This window comes from Lonsdalea britannica, assembly GCF_003515985.1.
In the GTDB taxonomy this organism is placed as follows: domain Bacteria; phylum Pseudomonadota; class Gammaproteobacteria; order Enterobacterales; family Enterobacteriaceae; genus Lonsdalea; species Lonsdalea britannica.
Genome location: NZ_CP023009.1, coordinates 2,693,984 through 2,711,389, shown reverse-complemented (window position 1 = coordinate 2,711,389; position 17,406 = coordinate 2,693,984). Strand labels below are relative to the sequence as shown.

General features: G+C 54.7%; 12 protein-coding genes and 1 pseudogene. 2 read left to right on the top strand and 11 right to left on the bottom strand.

Translation table 11 applies throughout. The features are described 5' to 3' along the window. Window positions 1-62: 62 nt before the first annotated feature. The 8 genes and pseudogenes from CKQ53_RS12430 to lolC all read right to left on the bottom strand — a co-directional run bounded on the left by CKQ53_RS12430 (window position 63) and on the right by lolC (window position 8,731). On the bottom strand, window positions 63-1,514 hold the full coding sequence (locus CKQ53_RS12430; protein ID WP_118895037.1) for a protein adenylyltransferase SelO: 1,452 nt from the start codon (window positions 1,512-1,514) through the stop codon (window positions 63-65). Between the two features lie 104 nt (window positions 1,515-1,618). Beyond that, window positions 1,619-2,353 carry an EAL domain-containing protein gene (locus CKQ53_RS12425; RefSeq protein WP_085650862.1) on the bottom strand — a complete coding sequence of 245 codons (735 nt, stop codon included), beginning with the start codon at window positions 2,351-2,353 and terminating at the stop codon, window positions 1,619-1,621. A gap of 486 nt (window positions 2,354-2,839) precedes the next feature. Next, window positions 2,840-3,286 carry an NlpC/P60 family protein gene (locus CKQ53_RS12420; protein WP_409359750.1) on the bottom strand — a complete coding sequence of 149 codons (447 nt, stop codon included), beginning with the start codon at window positions 3,284-3,286 and terminating at the stop codon, window positions 2,840-2,842. Window positions 3,287-3,756: 470 nt separating this feature from the next. Beyond that, window positions 3,757-4,587: a Sir2 family NAD+-dependent deacetylase gene (cobB, locus tag CKQ53_RS12415; RefSeq protein ID WP_094117978.1), complete on the bottom strand. Its 831-nt coding sequence runs from the start codon at window positions 4,585-4,587 to the stop codon at window positions 3,757-3,759. Window positions 4,588-4,596: 9 nt separating this feature from the next. After that, window positions 4,597-5,510 (bottom strand): annotated as a pseudogene (gene nagK / locus CKQ53_RS12410) (N-acetylglucosamine kinase). A 74-nt stretch (window positions 5,511-5,584) separates the two neighbouring features. After that, complete coding sequence (gene lolE / locus CKQ53_RS12405) at window positions 5,585-6,832, bottom strand: lipoprotein-releasing ABC transporter permease subunit LolE (protein WP_094117977.1); 1,248 nt, start codon at window positions 6,830-6,832, stop codon at window positions 5,585-5,587. Beyond that, entirely contained in the window at window positions 6,829-7,536 is a 708-nt protein-coding gene (lolD, locus tag CKQ53_RS12400; RefSeq protein WP_085650865.1) for a lipoprotein-releasing ABC transporter ATP-binding protein LolD, read from the bottom strand. Before lolD ends, lolE begins: the two co-directional genes overlap by 4 nt. Beyond that, on the bottom strand, window positions 7,529-8,731 hold the full coding sequence (gene lolC / locus CKQ53_RS12395) for a lipoprotein-releasing ABC transporter permease subunit LolC (RefSeq protein ID WP_118895036.1): 1,203 nt from the start codon (window positions 8,729-8,731) through the stop codon (window positions 7,529-7,531). Before lolC ends, lolD begins: the two co-directional genes overlap by 8 nt. A gap of 136 nt (window positions 8,732-8,867) precedes the next feature. Between lolC and mfd the strand changes: the two genes are divergently transcribed. Both mfd and CKQ53_RS12385 read left to right on the top strand, forming a co-directional pair. Further along, window positions 8,868-12,317: a transcription-repair coupling factor gene (gene mfd / locus CKQ53_RS12390; RefSeq protein WP_118895034.1), complete on the top strand. Its 3,450-nt coding sequence runs from the start codon at window positions 8,868-8,870 to the stop codon at window positions 12,315-12,317. Window positions 12,318-12,785: 468 nt separating this feature from the next. Beyond that, the gene (locus tag CKQ53_RS12385; protein WP_094117976.1) at window positions 12,786-13,688 is read left to right on the top strand and encodes a glutamate/aspartate ABC transporter substrate-binding protein; all 903 of its coding nucleotides are present in this window, start codon (window positions 12,786-12,788) and stop codon (window positions 13,686-13,688) included. A 122-nt stretch (window positions 13,689-13,810) separates the two neighbouring features. Here CKQ53_RS12385 and CKQ53_RS12380 read toward each other — a convergent pair whose 3' ends face one another. The 3 genes from CKQ53_RS12380 to nagZ form a co-directional block, all read right to left on the bottom strand. Further along, complete coding sequence (locus CKQ53_RS12380) at window positions 13,811-14,350, bottom strand: glycine zipper 2TM domain-containing protein (protein WP_085650869.1); 540 nt, start codon at window positions 14,348-14,350, stop codon at window positions 13,811-13,813. A 334-nt stretch (window positions 14,351-14,684) separates the two neighbouring features. After that, complete coding sequence (locus CKQ53_RS12375) at window positions 14,685-15,992, bottom strand: NAD(P)/FAD-dependent oxidoreductase (RefSeq protein WP_094118037.1); 1,308 nt, start codon at window positions 15,990-15,992, stop codon at window positions 14,685-14,687. A gap of 352 nt (window positions 15,993-16,344) precedes the next feature. Continuing rightward, window positions 16,345-17,370: a beta-N-acetylhexosaminidase gene (gene nagZ / locus CKQ53_RS12370; protein WP_244200947.1), complete on the bottom strand. Its 1,026-nt coding sequence runs from the start codon at window positions 17,368-17,370 to the stop codon at window positions 16,345-16,347. Between the last annotated feature and the right edge of the window lie 36 nt (window positions 17,371-17,406).

Below are 17,406 nucleotides of genomic sequence, written 5' to 3'. Positions count from 1 at the left end.
TTATCACTTCAGAGCGCCTCCCGCCCAACTCGCAGATCCATCATGAAAAATGCCAGGGCTATTTAGCTGGAACAGGAAATTTCCAAATGTTTTCCCCATTCAGGCGGAGGCGCTGACAGCTCAGTCAAATCCGGCTCTGTGTTGAAAGGCTGGCTAATAGCACGGTGCAAACGCGACAGCGCTTCGATATCGTCCTGTTCAGCCCGTTCAATGGCCTGTTGCGCCAGATAGTTACGCAATACGTACGTTGGATTGGCGTTCTGCATGTTTTTCTGCCGGACAACCTCGTCATCGGGCTCAAGTAGCAGTCGGCGTCGATAAGCGGCAAACCAGCGGTCAAATGCTTCGCGATCGACAAACTCATCGCGCAGCGGCGAACGCTCGTTGTGTGCTTCCGTCTCACATAGCAGCAGGAAAGTTCGGTTGTAGTCGGCTTTTTCCTGATGCATGAGACGAAATAATCCCGTCAGGATGTCGTTATCCGCTGGGTCTGCAAACGAGAAGCCCAGTTTCGCGCGCATCAGCTCGCCGTACCGTTGCATTAATACTGGCGCGAAGCGATCCAGCGCTGACTGCAACACTTCCGGCGACATCAGCCCAGAGAGCGATTGAGCCAGCCGATGTAGATTCCACTGCGCCGCTGCTGGCTGATTATCAAAAGAGTAACGCCCTTGGTAATCAGAGTGATTGCAGATGAAATGGGGATCGTAATCGTCCAAAAAGCCGAACGGGCCGTAGTCAATTGTCATACCCAGAATGGACATATTATCGGTGTTCATTACGCCATGCGCGAAGCCCACCGACTGCCAGTGCGCAATCAGACGCGCGGTGCGCTCCACCACGTCGGTGAACCACAGGCGATATTTATCCGACTCCAGATGCCACTGCGGCCAATGGTGCTCAATGACAAAATCAGCCAACTGACGGACTTTCTCGGGCTCGCGACGATAATAAAAGTGTTCGAAATGGCCGAATCGCACATGACTTTCCGCAATGCGCACAAGCATTGCGCCCCGCTCTACCGTTTCACGCTGCACCCCTTGTTCACTAGTGGCGATCGTCAGCGCACGTGTCGTCGGGATCCCCAAAGCATGTAATGCCTCAGAGGCCAAAAACTCACGGATCACCGAACGCAATACGGCACGCCCGTCACCCTGACGCGAATAAGGTGTTTTCCCCGCCCCCTTAAGATGCCAGTCAACGTGGCGTCCGTCGGCTAACAGCTGCTCGCCAAGTAAAACTCCCCGACCATCCCCTAATTGACCGGCCCACACGCCAAACTGATGTCCACTGTAGACCTGTGCAAGCGGCTGCATACCTGGCAGGTGTTTTTCACCGCACCAAATAGGGCTGTTCTCAGGCGTAAACCATTCTGCGGACAATCCCAGCTCGTTGGCCAGCGCTTGACTGTGGTAAAGCAGCCTGGCGCCTTGCAACGGAGAAGGTTCCACCGGGGTGTAGAAATCGGGTAGTTGCTGGTAGTAACGATTATGGAATTTAAGCGGGTTCGGCATGGTCGGATCCTCTTTTTACCGCAGTGTAGAGCGGTGTACAAGGAATTAACACTGAGTAAAGATAAGGATATTAATGAGCAGAAGAGATGGATTACGCGACAGATTTACCCATAGCACACCGCAGCGGGTAGTTTCTGATCCAGCTGTTCTAACGGCACCGCAGGCCAGAGTTGCCCCTGAACGCCACTGATGTCGAGATCGTATGACTTTTCAAGCAAGGCTGGGCTATCAATTCCCTGAGCAATCACCATCATTCCGGCGTTATGCTTTTTGATGACGCTCAGCATGGGGGTGATCATAGAGACTTCCGTCGGACGAGTTAATAAGCGCTGGACGAAACGAGGATCCAATTTCACATGGCGAAATAAGCCATCGTAAAATGGTTTCAAATTGGTTTTTCCCGAGCCGAAATTATCCAGCCACAAATTAAACGATTCACTGAGCGCCAGAATATTAGGATTTTCCTTACCTTCGTCGAGGTTAGGATAAATCTCATTAATTTCGAGTTGGATAAAAGAAAGTTCGTTAAGCGTCATTTTAATTTTTTCATCACGAATAACTAATTCAGACAAAGCACGATCAATCTTGAGCAAAACCATCACCTGATTATCTCGAAACCATGACGCTTTGCTTTTAATAATAAGAAGTTGCTCTTTAAATAAGGCAACCTTCTGCGATCTATCGAGCAGGCTCAACAAGATACTCTGGGGCATAGCCAGATTGCCGGCGACGCTGTGAAAGCGGCCAGTCATTTCCACGGCGAGAAGCCGGGCGTCTAGGCTATAGACCGGTGAAAATAGGTAGTTGCTGATATACTCCACATCAAGCTGGATACGCATAGTGTTTTAGCCAGAATCAGATAATGTGAACATTCACCCGAACAGAGACGTCAAACATCGCACGTTTCCATTCACCACAACTCAATCAGTCATTATTAATCGATTGATCGTTTGTCATATATTAATCATAAGTCTAATAAATTAAGACGGTTAAGATCACGCGAATGCGATGGTCATAATAAAAACTGCGCAGGGTGAAAACTGAATAAAAGAACGTCTTACAATCACTCTATAATGCGAGCGCAAGAGAACACAATTCGTTTTTCACTTTTCAGACAAACCCCCAATAAGCGTTGCAGTTTATTAACAAACATTTTCAATTTCAGAACACTGATAATATTACAACCACGATACACAACAAATACTCAACCAACTTTCACAATAGGCCTTTCATTACGTTCGGGATTCTAACCGTGGAGCTTTCGATGCTGTCTCTTAACACCCTAAAAATATCGGTTCAGAGACTCAAGGATGCATCGAGCTCCATCAGATTCTGCGAGCCTGCCAATAGGCTCGTTTCCAATAAACATTGTTAAGCGATGAACGCGTCACGCCTTTGCTCGTGGAAGCATGGATGAATTGCTCATTAGCATCATAGATGCCCACATGCATACCGCTATTCCCGCTTCCGGTTTTGAAAAACACCAGATCGCCCGGCAACAGGTCTTCTTTATCGATACGCGTGCCCACTTCGACCTGATCTTCCGTTGAGCGCGGCAACTGCACGCCAAATTTGTCTCGGAATGTCAGATAGACGAAACCCGAACAATCCACGCCACGGCGGTTAAGGCCCCCATAGCGGTAGGGCGTTCCACGCCATTCGGCCAGTTGCTGGTGTAACTGTGCTTTGACTTCCCGGGAATCACTCAAGCGCCCGTTCAGCGGCGGCGCATGATGGCTGCAACCAGAAAGGACCATGAGGACCGCTGCCATCACTATAAATTTCCAACGCAACACGTACATACGCTCACTCACGCTCGCTCGGGAAGATAATTGACCTGCCATACTCGCGATCGATGGCCTTTATCAGAACATTATAATGTTTTTTATCTTAGGCAATGGCCGAAATACCCTATCAATCATTGCATTTGCCCTATGATGACACACTGGGCATGCAATAATAACTAAACAGAACAGTATCCCTGCTCTCTTGATCACATGAAAATTAAGCGCAGCCCCACAAACCTTTTCTGCAAAGCGAAATCTGGATGGCCGTTGCCCCGCGACGCGGCACTACCAGCGCCCCCATGACTGCAAAACAGTAACCCAATAAAAACGATGTAAAAAAGGCCCATGCGCGGCATGGGCCTGAGTATTCCCTAACGGGTTCACTGGACGCTATCTCGATTAAGCGGAAGTTCGCGCCAGACGTTTGTCTTCACGTGACCGGTGAGACAAACGGCTTAAAACGAGATGCTGATGTGCGCAAGCAACCAACGGCGGACGAAATCCGGCACCACCTGGCTGGCTGGGCCATAAATTTTCTCATCAAAATGGCTTTCGACCTGGCTCGGTTCAAGATTAAGCTCAACCGTATGCGCCCCGTGCTGATGCGCCTCATAAACAAATCCGGCTGCGGGATAGACGTTGCCCGATGTGCCGATGGCAATGAAGAAATCCGCTTCGGTCAATGCCTGATATATGCGATCCATGTCCAGTGGCATTTCGCCGAACCAAACAATGTGAGGACGCAAACGTGCCGGAATTTCACAGCACGTGCACCGTTCGTCTTCACCGACGTCCCCGTCACGTTCGAATACTTGTCCGCTTCGATCGCAACGCACCTTATGCAGCTCGCCGTGCATATGCACCACGCGCTGACTCCCGGCCCGTTCATGCAAATCATCGATGTTCTGCGTGACCAGTAAAAAGTCGTCGCCCAATATCTCTTCCCACTGCGCCAGCGCTCGGTGGGCGTCATTCGGGACAATCTCCGGCTGCGTCAGCTGACGGCGTCGGTCGTTGTAAAAACGCTGAACCAGCGCCGGATCCCGCAAGAATCCCTCCGGCGTCGCCACATCTTCAACACGATGCTCTTCCCACAGCCCATCAGCAGCGCGAAAAGTTTGAAGGCCGGATTCCGCAGAAATACCCGCGCCGGTGAGTACCACCACACGAGGTTTTTTCACGTGTTTCACCGCCAGATAATCAATGTGAAAAATACGCGCACGCAAACGCTGATGACGCATACGCTTCCCCTGACGAAAACGGCCTAAACGCCGATGCGAATGCATGTTTGCTCCTTAAGGCTCCAGTAAGTGTAGCAAAGCCGCTCCCCGCACACCGCCCGCATCCCCATAGCGCGCCTTTTCGATCGAAGGCAAACGTGCTGTAGGTAACAGGAAGTCAGGTAAATAACGCGGCAATAATGAATAAATAGCGTCGAAATTAGAAAGGCCGCCGCCCAGCACTAGAAGAGACGGGTCAAGCAACGTCAGCAGATTACCCAGACAAGCGGCCAAAAGCCGCATATAACGCTCGACGTGGATCTGAGCCTGCTTATCGCCGGCGTCATAGCGCTGGATAATGGCGGTGGCGGGCAGGGGCTGCGAATAGCGATGCTGATATAGCCATTCGAAGCCCCGACCTGAAATATAGTTTTCAATACACCCTTTTCGACCACATCCGCAGGGCGCCTGGCACAATTCAGCGCCAAGAATATCCAGCGCATCCGCGGGTAACCGGGTGTGCCCGAACTCGCCAGCAATGCCGTTGGCGCCATTCACCGGGTGGCCGTTGACGATCAGGCCGCCCCCACCCCGGTCCCCAAAATAAGACCGAAGATGACCGGAGAATGGCGGAAGTCAGGGTGATGTGCTTCAGAAAGGGCAAAACAGTTGGCGTCGTTGCTAATGCGGATTTCCCGTTGCAACAGGCGGGTAAGATCCTGATGCAAAGTACGCCCCATGGCGGAGGGCAGATTAGCGGTAAACAACGTCCCAGCGTCTTGTTCGTACAAACCGGGTACGCCGATGCCGATGGAACCAGGGCTTCCGGCCACCGTATCAGCTTCATCAGTCAGTAGCTTCAGCGTCGTCAGCAACTGACCATAGTCATCGCGCGGCGTCGCCACGCGCTTTTGCCATACCGGCCGCCAGTCGGCGTCAAACACACCGATTTCTATTTTGGTGCCGCCGACATCGAACCCGTAATACATACCCTACTCCCTTCACTCCCGCTGGCTCAGAGTTTGACGCTACCGCGACTGAGCCGTGAACGTTGTGTCCCTGCTTATTGCCCGCTCAACACTCTGGCAGGATCGATGCGGCTGGCCCGGCGTGCGGGATACCAGCTGGCGATCAGGCTGAGCGCTAACGCGGTGACCAACACCAGTATGACGTCAGCGGCATGCAGTTCTGACGGCAGGAAGTCAATAAAGTAGATATCGCCGGACAGAAAACGATGGCCGGTTATCATTTCGATACCGCGGATCAACGGCGTGAGCTGCAGCGTGGCGATAATCCCAACGATGGCTCCCAGCACGCTGCCGAGCAGGCCCGCCAGCAGACCATACCAGACGAAAATGGCGCGTATCAGTCCGTCCCCGGCGCCCAGCGTTCGTAATACGGCGATATCGCTGCTCTTGTCTTTCACCGCCATCACCAACGTGGAGACAATATTGAAACTGGCGACCCCAATCACCAATACCATCGCCAGATACATAATCGTGCGGATCATCTGAATATCGCGATACATATAGCCGTAAGTGCCAATCCAGCTGCGGATGTAAACGTACTCTTCCGTTACCTTGCCTGCATCGCGCACCAGTTGATTGGCGGCAAACACATCATCCATCTTCAGCGCCAGACCGGTTACCGCTTCGCCCATATCCAGATACCCCTGCGCATCTTTCAACGGCACTAATGCCAGGCTGTGATCGAGCTGCCCGCTCAGTTGAAGAATACCGGTGACGTGTAAACGGATGCGCTTAGGCTGTAGCAACTTCATCTGCGGATCGCTGTTGGGGATCATCACCGTCACCCACTCGCCCTCATTCACGCCTAGAGCATCAGCCACGCCTTTCCCCAGCACGACCTGCTGCTCACCGGCCTGAAAACGGCTCCAGGCATCGTTCAGAACAAAATGCGGCAGCGCGCTTAGACGAAGCTCCTGCTGTGGATCAACCCCTTTGAACTGAATGGCCCGCAGGTTGGCGCCGTGTTCCAGTAATCCGGTGAAATTGATGTAAGGCGCAACTGCGGCAATGCCCGGCACCGCTTCAACCTTCGGAATCATCGCCTGCCAGCCAGTAAAGGGCGGATTAACCGCTTCGATTTCTCCGTGTGGCACCACGGCCAAAATACGATTTTTGAGCTCACGCTCGAAGCCGTTCATCGCACTTAACCCGACGATCAGCACCGCAACCCCCAGCGCAATTCCGAACGTGGAAATCGCCGAGATTAACGACACCATGCCGCTGCGACGACGTCCCCGACTAAACCGCAATCCCACCCGTAGTGAAAGTGGAGGAAAACTCATTGCGGTGCCCCCACCAGCGTCAGTTCCTGCTGAAGTTGACCGTCGCGCATTTCCAACTGTCGGCTGAGGCGATGCGCCAGCTGCAAATCATGCGTGACCACCAGAAATGCGGTGCCCTGACGCACGTTCAGTTCGCCTAAAAGTTCAAAGATGGTATCGGCAGTACGCTGATCGAGATTGCCGGTAGGCTCATCGGCCAGCACCAAGGACGGGTTGTTCACCAGCGCGCGAGCTATCGCAACGCGCTGGCGCTCCCCCCCAGAAAGCTCTGCGGAGCGATGGTGACTGCGTTTTTCCAGTCCAACCGCCGCCAGCATGTCACGCGCCTGTTCTTTGGCGGCTTTCGGCGACGTTTTTCCGATCAACAGCGGCATCGCCACGTTTTCCAACGCAGTGAAATCCGGAAGCAGATGATGGAACTGGTAGATGAACCCCAGTTCGTGGTTGCGCAACGCCGCTTTGGCCGCGGGGGACAAGGTGTTCAGCGGTTTGTCTTTGAAAATTACGTCGCCCGAGGTCGGCGAATCCAGGCCGCCCAGCAAATGCAGCAGCGTACTTTTGCCGGACCCCGAACTCCCGACTATCGCCATCATTTCGCCCGGCGCCATCTCAAACGAGACGTCCTTCAACACATCGGTCGAGACCTTCCCGTCCTGATAGCGCTTGCACAAATGGCGGCACTGTAACAATAAATTCTTATTCATAACGTAAAGCCTCAGCAGGATGGACGGCGGCGGCGCGCCAGGAAGGATACAGCGTGGAGAGCAGCGCCAGCAGCATCGCCACGAGCGCGATCACCGTTACCTGCAGCGGCTCGATGACGACCGGCAGAGATCCGCCGTCGATGAGCAGCCCCAGCAACGGCAGCAGCGTATTCAGTTGGCTGGCCAACAGCACGCCAAACAACGCCCCCACCAGCGATCCCAACACGCCGGCTCCGCCGCCCTGAACCATAAACAGCGCCATAATTTGACGCTGCGTCAATCCCTGCGTCTGCAAAATCGCTACTTCTCCCTGTTTCTCCATCACCAGCAGTCCCAGCGACGTGATGATGTTAAAGGCCGCCACGGCCACGATGAGACTCAACAACAGCCCCATCATATTTTTTTCCATTCGTACCGCCTGAAACAGTTCGCCCTTACGCTCGCGCCAGTCTTTCCATACGGTCCCGGCGGGCAACGATTGCTGACTGAGCGAATCTACCGTCAGCGGTTCTTGCAACCAGAGCCGCCAGCCGGTGATATTGCCGAGCGGGTAGCGCAGCAGTCGAGAGGCATCCTGCTGATTAACCAACAGCTGATAGCCGTCCACCTCGCTTTGCGCGGCGAACGTGCCCGCCACCGTGAACAGACGTTGGCTAGGAATGCGGCCCATGGGCGTAAGCTGGCTGGCGCTGGTCACCATCAGGCGCAACTGTTCGCCGCGTTTAACGCCCAGTTGACTCGCCAACTGCTCGCCCAAGATGACCTGATAGGCCCCCGGCTGCAGCTGCTGCTGACGGGTGTTGACCAGATAGCGCGACAACGGCTCGTCTTCGTCCGGATTCACGCCCAGCATGACGCCAACCGCCACGCCGCGCGCGCTTTGCAACACCACGTCGCCCGTCGTCAGGGGCGCGATACGCGTCACGCCTTTGAGGTTTTGCAAATCGGAAACCGGTAGCTGACCAGGGTTCAGCGACCCCTGGGGCGTAGTAATCAATGCCTGCGGCATCAATCCCAGAATGCTTTTTTCCAGTTCTCGTTCGAATCCGTTCATCACGGAAAGGACGGTGACCAACGCCATCACGCCGAGGGTGATGCCGATAGCCGACAGCCAGGAGACAAACCGCCCAAAGCGGTCCGAGGCACGCCCGCGCATGTAGCGAAGGCCGATAAATAACGCGACAGGTTGATACATGAAATCCGTCTGGATGAGGTTGCTAAAGCAAAGTGATCAAGGATAATAAAGGGTAGTACCGCTTTATGGAACCCTAACTATCTCTCTCTCCGGCTTTTTCTTAGAGGGGCCGAGATTAAGACCTGATAATCAGACTATGCCTGAACAATACCGTTATACCTTGCCACGCAAAGCGGGAGAGCAGCGCCTGCTGGGCGAATTGACCGGCGCGGCGTGCGCCGTCGAATGCGCAGAAATCATCGAACGTCATGCAGGGCTGGTGGTGATGATCGCCCCGGATATGCAAAATGCGCTGCGGCTTCGTGACGAAATCCAACAGTTTACGGATCAGCCGGTGACCACCTTGCCGGACTGGGAAACCTTGCCTTACGACAGTTTCTCGCCTCATCAGGAAATTATCTCTGCCCGACTCGCGACCTTGTATCAGCTCCCGCTGATGGAGCGTGGCGTGCTCATCCTGCCGGTCAACACGCTGATGCAGAAAGTCTGCCCGCATACGTTCCTGCATGGGCATGCGCTGATGTTGAAAAAAGGCCAGCATCTGTCTCGCGACAAACTGCGCGAACAGCTGGAACAAGCGGGCTATCGCAGCGTGGATCAAGTGATGGAGCATGGGGAATTCGCTACGCGCGGCGCGTTGCTAGACCTGTTCCCGATGGGCAGCGAAGAACCGTTCCGCATCGACTTCTTCGATAATGACATCGATAGCCTGCGGCTGTTTGATGTCGATACCCAGCGTACGCTGAATGAGGTCGACCACATCAGCCTGCTGCCCGCTCACGAGTTCCCGACGGACAAAGACGCCATCGAGCTGTTCCGCAGCCAGTGGCGAGAGCAGTTTGAGGTGCGACGCGACCCGGAGCACGTCTACCAGCAGGTCAGCAAAAACACCTGGCCCGCCGGTATCGAATATTGGCAACCGCTGTTTTTCAGCCAGCCCCTGCCCTCGCTATTCAGCTACTTCCCAGAAGGGACATTACTGGTCAACAGCGGCGATCTGCAGCACAGCGCAGAACGGTTCTGGCAAGACATTCAACAGCGCTATGACAGCCGTAGCGTCGATCCGATGCGTCCGCTGCTGGCCCCGCCCGTCCTGTGGCTACAGGTCGACACGCTGCTGAGCGAAATCAAGCAATGGCCGCGCGTACAGCTGCGCACGGAGTCATTGCCGTCGAAGGCCGCCAACGTCAATCTGGGCTACCAGACGCTGCCGGTGCTGGCCGTCGAACATCAGCAAAAATCCCCGCTCGATGCGCTGCGCCGTTTCGTGGAGCAGTTCAGCGGCCGCATTGTCTTCTCGGTCGAGAGTGAGGGCCGACGGGAAACGCTGCAGGAACTGTTGTCACGCATCAAACTGGCGCCGAAACCCATTGCCCGTCTTGAGCAGGCGCAAGATTCCGGCTGCTATCTGCAGGTTGGAGCGAGCGAACATGGATTCGTGGATACCCTGCGACACTGGGCGCTGATATGCGAAAGCGATCTGCTGGGCGAACGCGTCAGCCGACCACGTCAGGACAACCGCCGCGCCATTAATACCGAAACGCTGATCCGCAACCTGGCGGAGCTGCGCACCGGACAACCGGTCGTACACCTTGAACACGGCGTGGGGCGCTATGCCGGACTCACCACCCTTGAAGCGGGCGGTATCACGGCGGAGTACCTGATCCTGCATTACGCGGGCAACGATAAACTCTACGTCCCGGTCTCCTCGCTGCATCTGATCAGCCGCTATGCGGGCGGCAGCGACGAAAACGCACCGCTGCACAAGCTGGGCGGCGACGCCTGGGTCCGCGCCCGTCAAAAAGCCGCCGAGAAAGTGCGCGATGTCGCCGCCGAGCTGCTGGATGTGTATGCCCAGCGCGAGGCCAAGCGCGGATTCGCCTTCAAACACGATAAAGCCCAATACCAGTTGTTCTGCGAAGGCTTTCCATTCGAAACCACACCGGATCAGGCTCAGGCGATCAACGCCGTGCTGAGCGACATGTGCCAGCCGCTGGCGATGGATCGTCTGGTGTGCGGCGATGTCGGCTTCGGCAAAACCGAAGTCGCCATGCGCGCCGCCTATCTGGCGGTCGAGAACCACAAACAGGTCGCCGTCTTAGTCCCTACCACCCTATTGGCTCAGCAGCACTTCGATAATTTCCGCGACCGCTTCGCCAACTGGCCCGTTCGCATCGAGATGATCTCCCGTTTCCGCAGTCAGAGCGAGCAGTCCCAAGTGCTGGAACAAACGCGCGAGGGTAAAGTCGACATTCTCATCGGCACCCATAAGCTGTTGCAGAGCGATGTTCATTGGCACGATCTCGGCCTGCTCATTGTGGATGAAGAGCACCGCTTCGGCGTACGCCACAAAGAGCGCATCAAAGCCATGCGCGCCAACGTCGATATCCTGACGCTGACCGCCACGCCTATCCCGCGAACGCTGAATATGGCAATGAGCGGTATGCGCGATTTGTCGATCATCGCGACCCCGCCAGCACGCCGTTTGGCCGTCAAAACATTCGTTCGCGAATATGACAGCCTGGTGGTGCGAGAAGCCATTCTGCGTGAAACGCTGCGTGGCGGTCAGGTGTACTACCTGTACAACGACGTCGAGAACATTGAAAAAGCAGCGCAGCGACTGAGCGAACTGGTGCCAGAGGCGCGAATCACCATCGGCCACGGCCAGATGCGCGAGCGCGATCTCGAGCGGGTGATGAACGACTTCCATCACCAGCGTTTCAATGTGCTGGTATGTACGACAATTATCGAAACCGGTATCGATATACCCAGCGCCAATACCATCATTATCGAACGCGCCGATCATTTCGGGCTGGCGCAGCTTCACCAGCTGCGCGGACGCGTTGGCCGCTCTCATCATCAGGCTTACGCCTATCTGTTGACCCCGAATCCAAAAGCCATGAGTACGGATGCGCACAAACGTCTGGAAGCCATCGCTTCGCTGGAAGATCTGGGCGCGGGTTTCGCGCTCGCGACCCACGATCTGGAGATCCGCGGCGCAGGCGAACTGTTGGGCGAAGGTCAAAGCGGGCAGATGGAAAGCGTTGGCTTTTCGCTGTACATGGAGCTGCTGGAAAGCGCGGTCGACTCCCTCAAGGAAGGTCGCGAACCGTCGCTGGAGGATCTGATCAGCAATCAGACCGATGTCGAACTGCGCCTGCCTTCCCTCCTGCCGGAAGATTTTATCCCCGACGTGAATACCCGACTGTCGTTCTATAAACGGATCGCCAGCGCCCACGGCGACGGTGAGTTAACCGATCTCCGAGCTGAGCTGATTGACCGATTCGGCCCGCTGCCGGACGCCGCGCGCAATCTGTTGCAAATTGCCACATTACGTCAGCAGGCACAGTCATTGGGCATCAAGCGGATCGAAGGGCACGACAAAGGCGGTTTTATTGAGTTTAGCCAAAATAACCGTGTCGAGCCGAGCCATTTGATTGGTCTGTTGCAGCGAGAGCCCGGCGTCTACCGGTTAGATGGGCCAACCCGCCTCAAGTTCATCACCGACCTGAGCGACCGCCCTGCGCGATTAACGTTTATCCGCGAGCTGTTAACGTCGATGGCGCAGCATACTTGTCCTGCCTAAAGCACATCACCATGTTTAACCGGCATGTGCGTCGGTGATATGGCTAACTTTTCTAGACCCCGGTTTAATCCGGGGTCTTTTTATCTGCGCTCCAGACGCCCGACACGATCCTGAGGTCTCCTTCAAACGCTATCCAAGGCTTCCCCGCAACGATCGTCCGTCAGACGCCCTAAGGCATCGCTTTTAGCATACCCTCCATCTCGCCAATGCACCGAAAAGATGCACGGCCACCGAGTCCGACAAACGATGCGCGTGGCGTTGAATTCTTTTCTCCCTTTGAGGCCTTATTCCCCACGGGTTCGCCGCCCGTCAGGGCTTGAGTCATCGCATCATGGCATCAATTTTGCCTAATGATGCAGCCCGCCGGACGGCAATGCTCCACGCCCCGGCCGAGCGGGCCCGTCACAGCGTGGGTTTCTAGAAACGTTCTACGCTTAAGCGGTCAATACATACACAACGGAGTACATCATGAAAAGAACGACATTGATCTCGGCTATTCTAGTCGGGACCGCTTGCCATGCAGCCTATTCCGCGGACACGAACGCTTCGACCAACGATACACTGCAAAAAATTAAAGAACGTGGGCTGATTGTGGTTGGGCATCGCGAGTCCTCCGTTCCCTTTTCCTATCTGGACAACGATCAGAAAGTCGTCGGCTATTCGCAGGAGTATTCGAATGCGATTGTCGATGCAGTGAAAAAACAGCTGGGCCTGCCTAACCTGACGGTGAAGATGGTGCCGATTACCTCATCGACCCGTATTCCCTTACTGCAAAACGGTACGATAGATTTCGAGTGTGGCTCGACCACCAACAATGCGGAACGTCAGCAGCAGGCCGCATTCTCCAACTCCATCTTTATCGTGGGTGGAAAACTGTTGGTCAGAAAAGATAGCGGCATTAGTGATTTCAGCGATCTTGCCGGTAAGCCAGTCGTGACGACGGCGGGGACAACCAACGAGATCCTGCTCAACCAGTTGAATGACAAGAACAGCCTGAAGATGCGCATCATTTCAGCTAAAGACCACAGCGATGCTTTCCGAACGCTGGAAAGCGGACGCGCGGTGGCGTTCTATATGGACGATCCTCTATTAGCCGGAGAACGCGCCAAGGCGAAGAAACCAAGTCAGTGGGCTATCGTCGGCACCGCGCAGTCTCACGAAGCCTACGGCTGTATGCTGCGCAAAGACGACCCGGCATTCAAGAAACTGATGGATACGACGATCGCCCAGGCGCAGACCCAAGGTGAAGCAGAGAAGTGGTATCAGCGCTGGTTCACGCAGCCTATTCCTCCGAAAAACATCAACATGAACTTTGAGATGTCCGAGGATATGAAAGCCCTGTTTAAGACGCCAAACGACCGTATTCTGTAGTGAGTGCGCCTCGCCGGCACAAACGTCTCGCGAGGGAACGCGAAACGGTTGAACGCGACAGGTTCCGTCCGAAAAACCGTCGGATGGAACCAGTGCGATAGAGAAGGAGTTTGAGAAACGCCTTAAATCTGCTCGCTCAACACCAGCTGACCATTTCGGTCTAGCGGGATTTTGGTACCAGGATCGCGTTCCATACGCACTTTTCCTTCCTGTTCGCCGATCTTGTAGGTCACGTCGTAGCCCAGCACTTTTTGCGACTTGTCATATACCGTCTGACAGCGTTGCTGAGTGGAAGAATAGGTATCCCGCTCCTGCATCTTGCCTTGTACCTGATTACCCGCGTAACCGCCCGCTAAGGCACCCGCGACCGTCGCAACGTCTCGACCACGCCCGCCGCCGAACTGGTGGCCTAAAACACCACCGGCAACCGCGCCGAGGACCGACCCGGTGATACGGTTTTCATCTTGCACAGGCTGTCTGTGAGCCACCGTGACGTTGCGGCACTCCTGCCGCGGCGTTTTAACGGTTTCTTTAATCGGTGTTGCCGCTAACACCTGGGCAAACTGCGGCTTAGGCGAGAAGACATCCATACTGGCGACCGCGGCCACACCCAGTGCGGCGGCAACGCCGATCCCCACGCCAGCTAACATTGACTTGTTCACAGGAAACCTCCTGAATAGATATTCACGCATTCTCCATCTCGCCCAACGCCATCCTGTCGCAACAGACCGGAGCAGAGCGGTGATGATTATGCCGAAAGCGCCAACTTTCGGGTGATGCGACGTGCGCGCAACGCCGTTCGTAAACAGGGGGAAGTCTGCACAAAGTGATTTTGAGGGACAATAGGATTAATGAACCAAACGCCGATCGACATCCGCAAACATTGCGCTTTGGGATTTTTCTTATCAATTTCAGCAAAGAAGGGTAAGCATAACTATTTACAAAACAATCAATTAATGCCGCCTGTCACGGTAACAGACGGCCTGGTTCTGACAATCAGTGCAGTTTCAGCTTGGGTCGGATAACCCGGTTGATGCGTCCCACCAGCATCATCAGGCCGGTTCTGACGTAGCCGTGCAGCGCAATCTGATGCATACGATACAGTGAGATGTAAACGAAACGCGCAATCCGTCCTTCGACCATGACTGAGCCACGCATCAGGTTGCCCATCAGGTTGCCGACGGTGCTGTAGTTGGACAGCGAGACCAGCGAACCGTGATCTTTGTAGACATAAGATTTCAGCGGTTTTTCGTTGATCAGCGCCATGATGTTATCAAAGCACAGCGAGGCCATCTGATGCGCAGCCTGTGCGCGAGGAGGCACGAAACCGCCTCCTTCCTGCGGGCAGGAAGCACAGTCGCCCAAGGCGAAGATACTGGTATCACGCGTCGTTTGCAGCGTGGGCTCGACCACCAGCTGGTTAATGCGGTTGGTTTCCAGACCAGCAATCTCTTTCATCGCATCCGGCGCTTTGATACCCGCGGCCCACACCATCAGATCGGCATCGATAAACTCACCGTCTTTGGTATTCAGACCATGAGGCTCTGCGCTGGTCACCATGGTTTTCGTCAGTACCCGGACACCGATGTTGGTCAGTTCCTGATGAACGGCCGAAGAGATACGCGGCGGAAGCGCAGGCAGGATACGTTCGCCCGCTTCGACCAGCGTCACGTTCAGCGTCTGATTATCCAGCGCGTTGAAACCATAGCTGTTCAACTGTTTGACGGCGTTATACAACTCGGCAGACAGCTCGACGCCCGTCGCGCCGCCCCCCACGATAGCGATATTGACGCGCTCTTTGCGGCTCGGATCAGCGTTGAACTTGAGGAACAGGTCCAGCATTTCGTTGTGGAATCGACGTGCCTGTTTGGGGTTGTCGAGGAAGATGCAATGCTCTTTCACGCCGGGAGTACCAAAATCATTAGAGGTACTGCCCAGCGCCACGACCAAAATATCGTACGGCAACGTGCGCGCGGCAACCAACGGCTCACCAGCATCGTTACGAATTTCGGCCAATTCGATCTCTTTTTGCTCGCGGTTGATGCCCGTCAACGTCCCCATCTGGAACTGGTAATGATGATTGCTGGCGTGCGCCAGGTAGCTCAACGAATCCATATCGTCGTCCAGAGAGCCGGTTGCCACTTCGTGCAGCAGTGGTTTCCATAAATGGCTCGAATTACGATCGACAAGTGTTATTTCGGCTTTGTTTTTACGGCCCAGTTTGTGCCCGAGGCTTGTCGCAAGCTCTAGTCCGCCAGCGCCACCGCCGACAATCACAATTTTCTTGATTGGCAAAGATGTCAAAATGACCCCCTGAAAAATAGGTAAGCCCACGGTTAACAAAGGAAAGTCATAATATCCTTATATAACATGTGGTTCTATAAAGTTAGTCGGTATCTACGGGCAGGATATCATGGCGGGTCATATGGTCATACCAAAATTGATATATATCAATTCTTTTTGATATTTCTTAAACAGCGCTTAATGAAAAGTCATTTATAAACAGATGGTTAAAAAACTGAAACGATTCGTTTAATACCTTAAACCTGAACCTGTTTTAGCGCGTATCAGGCATGAGTGACAAAGAGAAGAAATCATCGAGGCGTCCCAACGTAATAGAACGCCTCGAGCGGTGCTGCGGGGTTGTAAAGATTGCCTATTTCGTCGTTTTACACGCCTGCCAGCGCTCATTGAGCGTGGTCAACTGCTGACTCACTCGTTTCCAACGCGGGGAATCCAACAGTTCACGGCGCGTGAAATGACCACGGTGCCTTAACCGTTCAAGGCCCGGCACTTCACGATGAGGGAGATGATCCAGCACGCTGACGGCCCCTTCCCGATGATTGCACACTAAAATCATGTCACAACCGGCTGACAAAGAGGCCTCGGCCCGCTCGGGATAGCTCCCCATGACCGCAGCGCCCTCCATCGACAAATCATCGGAGAATATGATGCCGTCAAATTTCAGCTCCTGACGCAAAATACGTTTCAGCCAGTAGGGAGAACCGCTGGCAGGAAGCGGGTCGCCTTCGGTGTAAATTACATGCGCAGGCATAATGGCGTCGAGCTGTCCGCGCTTGATCAATTCACGGAACACCGACATGTCCCGTTCCCGGATCTGAGCCAGCGGACGAGGATCTCGCGGAGTTTCTTTGTGCGAGTCTGCGCTAACCGCACCATGACCAGGAAAATGTTTGCCCGTCGCTTTCATTCCCGCCGAGTGCATGCCGGTGATGAATCGATCCGCCACCGCCAATACGGTGTTGGGATCATCATGAAATGCCCGTTCGCCGATAGCGGCGCTCTGATGGCCGACATCCAGCACTGGCGCAAAGCTGATATCGATATCCATCGCAATCATTTCCGCGGCCATCAGCCAACCGCCCTCTTCCGCCAGCGCTTCCGCCTCCGCTAAGTCGTTTAACGCCGCGAAAGACTGAGCTGCCGGTAACGCAGTAAAACCATCGCGGAAGCGCTGAACGCGGCCGCCCTCTTGATCGACGGCGATCGCCAGCGGCTGTCGCGCCGCCTGACGTATCTGACGCACCAGCTCGCTGAGCTGATCCGCATCATGAAAATTGCGGCTAAACAGAATTACACCGCCGACCAGCGGATGAGCCAGCACTTCGCGGTCTTCGGCATCCAGCTCGTAGCTGGCCACATCTAACATTAATGGACCCACAACAACCTCTTTCATCTGTTTTATTTGCCCTGCGTA

Bases quoted from the DNA above. Each gene is read 5' to 3' on its own strand.
- CKQ53_RS12430 (WP_118895037.1), bottom strand. From the start codon at position 1,514: ATGCCGAACCCGCTTAAATTCCATAATCGTTACTACCAGCAACTACCC.
- CKQ53_RS12425 (WP_085650862.1), bottom strand. From the start codon at position 2,353: ATGCGTATCCAGCTTGATGTGGAGTATATCAGCAACTACCTATTTTCA.
- CKQ53_RS12420 (WP_409359750.1), bottom strand. From the start codon at position 3,286: ATGGCAGCGGTCCTCATGGTCCTTTCTGGTTGCAGCCATCATGCGCCG.
- cobB (WP_094117978.1), bottom strand. From the start codon at position 4,587: ATGCATTCGCATCGGCGTTTAGGCCGTTTTCGTCAGGGGAAGCGTATG.
- lolE (WP_094117977.1), bottom strand. From the start codon at position 6,832: ATGAGTTTTCCTCCACTTTCACTACGGGTGGGATTGCGGTTTAGTCGG.
- lolD (WP_085650865.1), bottom strand. From the start codon at position 7,536: ATGAATAAGAATTTATTGTTACAGTGCCGCCATTTGTGCAAGCGCTAT.
- lolC (WP_118895036.1), bottom strand. From the start codon at position 8,731: ATGTATCAACCTGTCGCGTTATTTATCGGCCTTCGCTACATGCGCGGG.
- mfd (WP_118895034.1), top strand. From the start codon at position 8,868: ATGCCTGAACAATACCGTTATACCTTGCCACGCAAAGCGGGAGAGCAG.
- CKQ53_RS12385 (WP_094117976.1), top strand. From the start codon at position 12,786: ATGAAAAGAACGACATTGATCTCGGCTATTCTAGTCGGGACCGCTTGC.